5 protein-coding genes and 2 pseudogenes are annotated in these 6,565 nt (G+C 33.6%); 2 read left to right on the forward strand and 5 right to left on the reverse strand.

The features are described from left to right. Positions 1 to 3: 3 nt before the first annotated feature. Entirely contained in the window at positions 4 to 969 is a 966-nt protein-coding gene (gene bsh, locus ACTQX6_RS09160; RefSeq protein ID WP_294688956.1) for a choloylglycine hydrolase, read from the forward strand. A gap of 267 nt (positions 970 to 1,236) precedes the next feature. Further along, on the forward strand, positions 1,237 to 2,577 hold the full coding sequence (locus tag ACTQX6_RS09165) for an MATE family efflux transporter (RefSeq protein WP_294688954.1): 1,341 nt from the start codon (positions 1,237 to 1,239) through the stop codon (positions 2,575 to 2,577). Between the two features lie 117 nt (positions 2,578 to 2,694). Here ACTQX6_RS09165 and ACTQX6_RS09170 read toward each other — a convergent pair whose 3' ends face one another. From ACTQX6_RS09170 to ACTQX6_RS09190, 5 genes and pseudogenes are all read right to left on the reverse strand, one after another. Beyond that, a complete protein-coding gene (locus ACTQX6_RS09170; protein WP_294688952.1) occupies positions 2,695 to 3,189 on the reverse strand; it encodes a Crp/Fnr family transcriptional regulator in 495 nt (164 codons plus the stop codon). A gap of 422 nt (positions 3,190 to 3,611) precedes the next feature. Continuing rightward, positions 3,612 to 4,013 (reverse strand): annotated as a pseudogene (locus ACTQX6_RS09175) (cupin domain-containing protein); the annotation flags it as partial. Between the two features lie 98 nt (positions 4,014 to 4,111). Beyond that, positions 4,112 to 4,630 (reverse strand): cyclophilin-like fold protein, encoded by a 519-nt coding sequence (locus ACTQX6_RS09180; RefSeq protein WP_294688948.1) that lies wholly within the window; start codon positions 4,628 to 4,630, stop codon positions 4,112 to 4,114. A gap of 339 nt (positions 4,631 to 4,969) precedes the next feature. After that, complete coding sequence (locus ACTQX6_RS09185; protein WP_168966580.1) at positions 4,970 to 5,467, reverse strand: antitoxin; 498 nt, start codon at positions 5,465 to 5,467, stop codon at positions 4,970 to 4,972. Beyond that, positions 5,464 to 6,321: pseudogene (locus ACTQX6_RS09190) on the reverse strand (DUF3990 domain-containing protein). Before ACTQX6_RS09190 ends, ACTQX6_RS09185 begins: the two are co-directional and overlap by 4 nt. Positions 6,322 to 6,565: the final 244 nt, after the last annotated feature.

Genomic DNA, 6,565 nt, shown 5'->3' on the forward strand with positions numbered 1-6,565 from the left:
CTTATGTGTACCAGTTTTACTTATGTCAATCAAGACTTTTACTTTGGAAGAAATCTGGACTTGGACTGTGGCTTTGGTGAAGAAGTTGTGATAACACCTCGTCATTATCCTTTCACCTTTCATCATAAAGAAACAATCACCAATCACTATGCGATGATCGGTATGGCAACTGTCATCGATAATACGCCTTTATATGCCGAAGCAGTCAATGAAAAAGGGCTGGGTATGGCAGGACTGCAATTCAGTCAAAATGCCGTCTATTTCCCATACAAAGAAGATCAGGATAATATTGCCTCTTTTGAGATCATTCCATGGATCTTATCCCAATGCGAAACTGTTCATCAAGCTTGGCAGTTATTAGAACATGTTAATATCTTAGATATTGCGTTTAAAGAATCGGTTCCTAATTCGCCATTACATTGGATCATTGCCGATAAAGAACAAGCGATTGTTGTAGAGTCAGTCCAGGAAGGATTAAAAGTCTATGAAAACCCTATCGGTGTTTTAACAAACAACCCTCCATTTGATTTTCATCGTTTAAACCTGACACAATATCTTAACCTTACCAAGTCCTATCCTGAAAATCGTTTTGATAAAAGTATCGATTTAAAACCCTATGCTGTAGGCATGGGAGCATTAGGACTTCCGGGAGATGCCAGCAGTGTGTCTCGATTTGTCAAGACGGCTTTCTTAAAACACAACCTTTATTCTGATGGTACCGAAAGCGATAATGTTCAACAATATTTTCGTGTTCTTCAACAAGTCGCCATGGTTAAAGGAACGGTTATGACAGATAAAGATACTATGGATCATACCCTTTACTCTTGTTGCATCAATGCCACAAAAGGTATTTATTACTATGCGACTTATGAGAATGCTGCCATCCAAAAGATCAATATGCACGATCAAGATTTGAATGATACAAAGCTGGTACAGTTTGCCCTTAACCGGCAACCTGAAATCTTCTAACGTATCGAAAAAATTCATTAATTTGTTGTTAAGAACTGATTTCTCATTTAACAGGACTCGGTTCTTTTTATTTTGTCGATGTGACTTTTTTTCTATCCCATCTTGTAAGAATACATTTATAGATCCTTTAAATAACAAGGTACAAAGGATGTCTATGATAAAAACATTTTCCTCTATTTTATGCTAATTTACAGGACATATGTCCATGTTTTAAATGAGTTTCTCTACTACAATAACAAGAGATTTCCCAAAGGAGAGTTAAAAATTATGAATCCAAACATCGATCATGAGCAACCTGTATCCAAACTTTATATGCAGCTTGCCATTCCCTTAGTTTTTTCTATGGTCATCACTTTAGTATATAATCTGACCGATACTTTTTTTGTCGCAGCTACGGCCAATACCGACTTGGTAGCCGGTGTTTCCCTAGGTGCACCCGTATTTACCTTTTTAATGGCTCTAGGTAATATTTTTGGTCAGGGTGGATCATCCCTGCTGGCCCGTTTATTAGGTCAAAATCGAATAGAAGATGGACGCCATGTCAGTGTATGGTGTTTCTATCTCTCATTAATGGTTGGCTTTGTGATCGGTATACTGTTGATACTTTTTCAAAAGCCGATGTTATCTCTTTTAGGAGCTGACAAAGAAACCTTCGACTATGCCAAAGAATATTACATTTGGCTGGCTATAGGGGCGCCTGTCATTGTAAACTCCTTTGTCCATACCAATCTTCTTCGAACAGAAGGCTTGGCAAAAGAGTCAATGATCAGTACGATTGGCGGTGCCATAGTGAATATCCTACTTGATCCACTTTTGATTTCAACAATGGATCTTGGTGCTGCCGGAGCAGCCATTGCGACAGTTATCGGATACATCTTTACCATGTGCTATAGCCTCTATGTCGTTCAAACAAAAAGTGACTGCCTTTCTGCTTCCGTCCATAAATTCCATATTTCCTCACAGGATCAAAAACAGATTCTTTCCATTGGAGTTGCGGCAGCGATTACCAATATCATGCAAAGTGTCGGTGTTATTTTTTTAAATCTAGCCCTTTTACCTTATGGAAACGATAAAATTGCGGCCATGGGGATTGCTCTTAAAGTCAGTCTTATCGTATTAATGATTATCACCGGTCTTACTTTTGGCGGACAGCCTTTATTTGGATTTTATTATGGGGCCAACAACAAAGAAAGACTAAGAAAAACCATTTTATTTGCTACTTTGATTACCAGTGCCGCTGCTTTAGGATTGTCTTTGTTTGTCATATTATTGGCACCACAACTATTATCTGTCTTTTTGTCCGATGCTTCATTTATTCGTATTGGAACACCTATGCTTCAGTTTCAAGTCATCTCCATGGTGTGTGTAGGTTTGATCATGTTAGCTACCATATTGTTTCAATCTATTGGAAAGGCAATTCCGGCTTTAATCTTGTCGATCTGCCGACAAGGTGTAATATTTATGATTGGACTCTATATTCTACCTCGTTTAATGGGCTCTTCGGGTATTCTGCTGACACAGGCTTTGGCAGACTTGTTGACTGCACTCATTGCTCTTTTCTTATTTTACAGACACTTTCATTGGATACTTAAAACAAAAGATCAGTAAAGCTGATAGGCGCCTTTACCGATCTTTTTTACTTTCTTTTCTTTTTCCAATGTCGTTAAAACACGTAACAGCGACGAGAACTGCATCGAAGTAAAAAGGCATGTTTTTCCATTCCTATCAAAATCCCTTTTCACAATGGTACTTTAAATGATTTAAAATTCTATGTTTTAACGAAACATTATCTGATTCTAAACAAGCAATCGAAATTAGCTTTCTTGATAAATTACGCACCAAATAATTTAAAAATCTTGTATCGTTTTCTAAAATTTCACGATATTTCTTTAAGGAAATGGCCAAAGTCATCGTATCCATTAAGGCCTCAACAAAAAATAAGGACGGAGAAGGTTGATAAAATTCCATATCTCCCAGTAAGAAAGGTCCCTGCCCCTGGGCCAAAGAATAACGAGTACCATCTTCACGTATATGATAAATACTGATTGTACCACTAACCACAATTTGTAAATACTCTGCTTCTTCACAAGGCTGTGATAAAAATTCTCCTTTTTCATAAAGACAACCGAAAAAATCAATGGCTGTACTGGAAAACACAGACTGTAAGTCCGCTTTTTGACCCCAATCAAACAAGATATCTTTGTCATATATCCGTTTCATCGACAAAAGCCTCACTTTCTTTATAAAGTATATAAAAGCAAAATTTTAAAAACAAGTAACTTTTAAATGACCGGTTATAAGTTCTATGGATTTTATAGTTTTTAACAATCAGCTTAACTACCAATTTATAGATTTTGCTTTATTTTGTTTAAATTTTGATTCATATTCGCAATTTTATTTATATTTTTGAAAGATGATATTTTAAGCAACTATTAAATCATCACTTTCAATCCAGAATATTCTCATATAAAGTCAAAACCAGAATTATTTTTCAATACTATTAAAAAAATCTTGAAGTGAAGTCTAGAAACACATCATTCTAAGACATACTGTCATGATAAAAAAAGTATCTAAACCTATCTCTAAGTCTAAATACTTTTCTTTTCCAAATTACATAATTTTACAATTCTTTTTAAATGTCATTACTCTAAGCCATTATATGTTTTATCATCTACTGCCTCCAGCCATTCATTTTTGGTTTCTTCCCCTGGAACTTCAATGGCGATATGTGAAAACCAACTATCTTTTTTAGCACCATGCCAGTGTTTCACATTGGCCGGAATTGTTATCACTGTTCCTGGTTGTAAGTTGACTGCTTCTTTTCCTTCTTCCTGATACCAGCCTTCTCCTACCGTACAGATTAGGATTTGTCCTCCTCCCGTTTTCGCATGATGAATGTGCCAGTTATTCCGACATCCCGGTTCGAAAGTAACATTAGCTAGAAATACAGGACACTTTCCCATTTCTGTTAACGGATTTAAGTAGGAATTTCCAATAAAATACTGTGCATATGCTGTATTGGGAAGTCCTAAACCAAATACATTTTCTTTTTTAAAACTTTTTTCATCACTGATACGCATAACTCATCCTCCTTGTATCTTTCAGTTACATATCCTACGTATTGTGTGTTGGTATTATTTCATCACCATCTATGAACAACTTCCATTGCGATGGTTCCTGTCATCTCATGAATCCATTCTTCTCCAGATACTACCTTACCTAGTTCAAACAAGCCTGAATTTTCCCTATAATCTCCATAAAAGAAAACCACATCGCCCCATGGCTCATAATAAGCTAAAGTTCCTGCACCACCTTTGGCCAGTGGAGAATCTGTCGTATCCAACTTTTCTGGTGGATAAAATATTTTCTCATTGTTACTATAATTTTCTATTTCAACACTAAGTGGTAATTGTTTCAATAATGAATTGGCGATGGGACAGTCATTCAATTCATAAACCACTTGTTTATCCTGCCAATTTACTGCAATTTGTGTCATCGTTATTTCCTCACTTTCTAAATTTGTATTGGAATGATCTATATCCGTTTCCTTTACATTTGTTTCCATCGATTCTTTAGAGTGGATAACTTCATTACTATTTGTACATCCAACAAATAGAAACACTGTACATAAGCTCAATAAAATTGATAAAAATTTCTTCACACCCTCATCTCCTATATAAAATGGGTCCATTCTGTTTTCTCTTTCTAATCAAATGATAAATTCAGCGTAACTAAATGTCTAACATCTATAATAAATGGTTTATCATTCCTTTTATGAATAAAAATATCTAAGTCTCATTTCAAGTAAAAAAGAAGCATTCAAACTTCTGATAAAGTCTAAATACTTCTTTGATTTTCCTATAGTAATTCTTAGTAATATTTTGAGAACTGCGAAGCCTTCTAAAATTAAGGTTTTACAACATTTTTGTTGCTTACTTGTTGCATTGTCAAAATTTTATAATGAACAACTCAAATAGTTTGATAAATTATCAATTAACACTTAATTCTTCAATTTTTTTATGCTTCTCAGTATTTTTACCCCCTCTTTGGTCAATTGGGAACTATCTTTATCTAATACTAATGATTTTGCTTCTAAGATTCTATCAATTGCACTCATTGGATCTAGGGAATGATATGCAAAGAATAAATGTCTTAGCTCTGTACCTTTTATAATCTTATAAGCATTTTTACTATCAATTTGATAAACATATGATAGATATCTATAAATATACCCTATCCAATACATCTCATTAACTGAAAACTTTATTTTTCCATAACTGGTTTTACCATATTCTATATCTAATTCTTCGAAAATCTCTTCAATTGTCATACTTTCATTTATAAAGGTTAAGTTATCCATTCTAGAAACAAATTTAGAATTCATATATCGCCGGATAAATATATTTGAACTGCATTCTTCTCTAATAACAGATTGTTCAAAAATCTTACCTTGTATATCACATAGTAACAAACCTACTTGATCCATTTCTCTTTTCATAATATATCGTCAATATATTGACCTTGCCCCCTATACTGCCTTCGAGCCATTTTAATTTTAGTATCTCCAACTTTATTATCCTCTAATCTTTTGACTTGATACTTTTCTTTTTCTTTACTACATAAATAACATCTTTCGACAATTTTCACCTGATTCAACGCTCTCTCTGTTTTAAAAACGTATTGAAATCCTAAGTTAGTAGCTGCTAAACAATGTATACACTGTTCATCAGTAATTTCGCCTTCGATAAAACTATCTATAATTCTAAACATCCTATTATCAGCGATTGGTGCTACCAAATAATCTATGTTCTCTAATTTGTTTATTAAGTTTTTGATAGTTGGATGATCCTCATAACCATTTAGTCTTCCTCTAAAATATGCTATTGTCAGCATCCATTCTTAATTGACTTTATATTCAATGCTAGAAAGGTTTTGTGGATTGAAACTTAATATATATACGCTAGATGTATCAAATCCACTTACAAATAATGATGACTGCTCAAAACTTTCACCACAGTAAAATCCTTTACCAAAATCATTATTGTTTTTTGAATGTTCAATATCAATATGACCTTCTATTATGCTCTTGGCTCCATGGTATAATACTAATTTATTCTCATTTGTTAAATCTTCATAATATAGTTGTGCTTTAATCTCATTTATAAAGATATTATTATTAAATGCAAAAGTATATATTTTTTCAATATTACTTTCCTTTGTATCCATTTTACTAGTTTCCCATCTAGCTACTGTAATCGCATCAACACCTATTCTTTCAGCAAATTGTTTCTGAGATAAATTAAGTAGTTCCCTAATTAATTTAACATCCTCATCTATTCTATAATTCACCATAGATTTGATATCACCTCACAGCTTTATTCTAGCATACGCTAGCAAGAAGTTAAATATAAACTTTTTATTAGCATACGCTAGTAATAAGTTTTTTTACTCTTTACAGTTTCGTATTTTTAAAACAAAAAAGAAGTCGCTTAACCTTCAATTTGTTGATATGACATAAATAGTGTCGAATCAGACAGTATTTTATAAGTACAGAGAAACGAGGTACTTATATGTTGATGAATACTAGTTCTGATTT

Origin of the sequence: Faecalicoccus sp. LCP19S3_E2 (assembly GCF_052121255.1) — a bacterium.
GTDB lineage: Bacteria > Bacillota_I > Bacilli_A > Erysipelotrichales > Erysipelotrichaceae > Faecalicoccus.

What these genes read in the sequence shown, in the direction of transcription:
- bsh (WP_294688956.1), top strand. Translation starts at nt 4, where the DNA reads ATGTGTACCAGTTTTACTTATGTCAATCAAGACTTTTACTTTGGAAGA.
- ACTQX6_RS09170 (WP_294688952.1), bottom strand. Translation starts at nt 3,189, where the DNA reads ATGAAACGGATATATGACAAAGATATCTTGTTTGATTGGGGTCAAAAA.
- ACTQX6_RS09185 (WP_168966580.1), bottom strand. Translation starts at nt 5,467, where the DNA reads ATGAAAAGAGAAATGGATCAAGTAGGTTTGTTACTATGTGATATACAA.
- ACTQX6_RS09165 (WP_294688954.1), top strand. Translation starts at nt 1,237, where the DNA reads ATGAATCCAAACATCGATCATGAGCAACCTGTATCCAAACTTTATATG.